At 62.5% G+C, this 1,671-nt stretch carries 1 pseudogene; it reads right to left on the bottom strand.

Going from position 1 to position 1,671, the window contains the following annotated elements:
* Window positions 1-253: 253 nt before the first annotated feature.
* Window positions 254-1,514: pseudogene (locus tag XM50_RS00190) on the bottom strand (IS110 family transposase).
* Between the last annotated feature and the right edge of the window lie 157 nt (window positions 1,515-1,671).

The following is a 1,671-nucleotide window of genomic DNA, read 5'->3' as shown; positions in this document are numbered from 1 at the left end:
CGACAACGTCCTATGTTGGGAAGCAGCGGCGGGTTTCAGCCAGCAGATATCCATGCGCCGACAACCATCGGCGCGGCATGCATTCTGAGCCAGATGGCTCCCACCGTCAACGGGATCGCTCCCTGCCATAGCAAACACAGGATCCAGCGGTGCCGAGGCGGCCGTGGTCCTCACCATCCTTAAGACGAGATACGCACCCAGGTGGAAGGCCCGAACATTATCTACAGGGTCGCTCTCGCGCCCTCACGGCACATCAGAGAGGGGTCCTTCCACCTGGCATCCGACCGTTCGAGGAACGGCCGGTACTCTGTCCCCGTCTTGATGACGGCGTGAGCCACGCGCGCCATCTTGGCGGTGAGCGCCGTCATCGCCTTGCGGCGACGGTCGGCATCGTCCGCGTGCCCGGCGACATATCGTCCGAGCTTATCGCGGAAGCTATTGTCGCGCTGACGCGCGGCAACTTGAGCAGCCATCCAGAAAGTCCGGCGCAATCGTGCGTTGCCGTACTTGGACAGCTTTGTCCGGCCACGGAACGTGCCTGACTGACACGTCGCGAGATCGAGGCCGCAGAATTTCAGAAATTGGCGATGATGATTGAACCGGCGCAGATCGCCGGCTTCCGCCAGGATGGTCAGAGCGTTGATCGGGCCGATGCCGGGAATCTTGCGCAGCAGCTGGTAATCGACATGCTCGGCCAGCCTGGCATGGGCAAGCCGCTCTATCTCGTCACGCTGCTGGATGAGACTGCGCCCCTGCGCAATGACCATACGGAACATGGTGATTGCTGCCGAATCCTCCGGGACTGGCAGAGCCACCGAAGCGCAGGCCGTTTCGTATATGTCATTGATAAGACGCGCTTTGGAAACCTTGCGGCCGATGAGAGGCCAGGCCACGGCCGAGAATGTCTCGGCGTCGAGCGCGGTGATGCTGGCAGGAGTGGGGAACCGCTCGATGAGCGCAAAAAACCAGTCGGATCTGCTGTTGCCGGCGAAGCGGGCGATCTCAGGGAAGTAGAGCGGCAAATAGTGGGTGAGGATCCGATGCCAGGTTTGCGTCTTGGCCTTGGAGATCGTTTCGTGGGTCTTCGACAGTTCCTGCAGGTCGTTGATCCCGGCCGCCAGCGGATCGACATAACGCTGCGTCGCCCCGATCCGCAGCATGTGCAGGATGACCTGGGCGTCCTTGGAATCGTTTTTGTCCCAGCCGTTGTGCAGCGCCTCGCGCGTGCGGGCGAGCGCGACTGACGAGATGAGGCGTAGCTCGAACCCCGCGGTCAGCAGTCTGTGCGCCAGCGTGCGATGGTAATTTCCGGTCGCCTCGAACCCGACGACGATGGGACGGCCGATGGCAGCGAGCTGTTCGGCGAAGTCGTCATAGTCCTTCTTGGTTGCCATGACGGACAGCCGCCGGCGCCGGCCGCCTTCCGGTCGCTCGATCAGGACTTCCTGCCGGTTCTTGGACATGTCGATGGCTACCAGCACGGCGCCAGCAGGCGTAGGGGGGAGCTTGGTCATGGTCGGTCGGCCTCCAAAGTGTTGTCTCGACAACTTCACTTTAGACACCCGCTGGCCGGCCATGGCTTGCCCTGATGAACCCTGCGGCCGCTACGCGGCCTTGTCTCCATCAGGGCCATAGCGGCTCCCGAACCGGCGCTTCCCAATGTGCTACGGC

Origin of the sequence: Sphingomonas sp. Ag1 (genome assembly GCF_000980895.1) — a bacterium.
Taxonomy (GTDB): Bacteria; Pseudomonadota; Alphaproteobacteria; order Sphingomonadales; family Sphingomonadaceae; genus Sphingomonas; species Sphingomonas panaciterrae.
The sequence above is the reverse complement of the archived record's forward strand: the minus strand, read 5'-3'. Positions and strand labels throughout refer to the sequence as shown.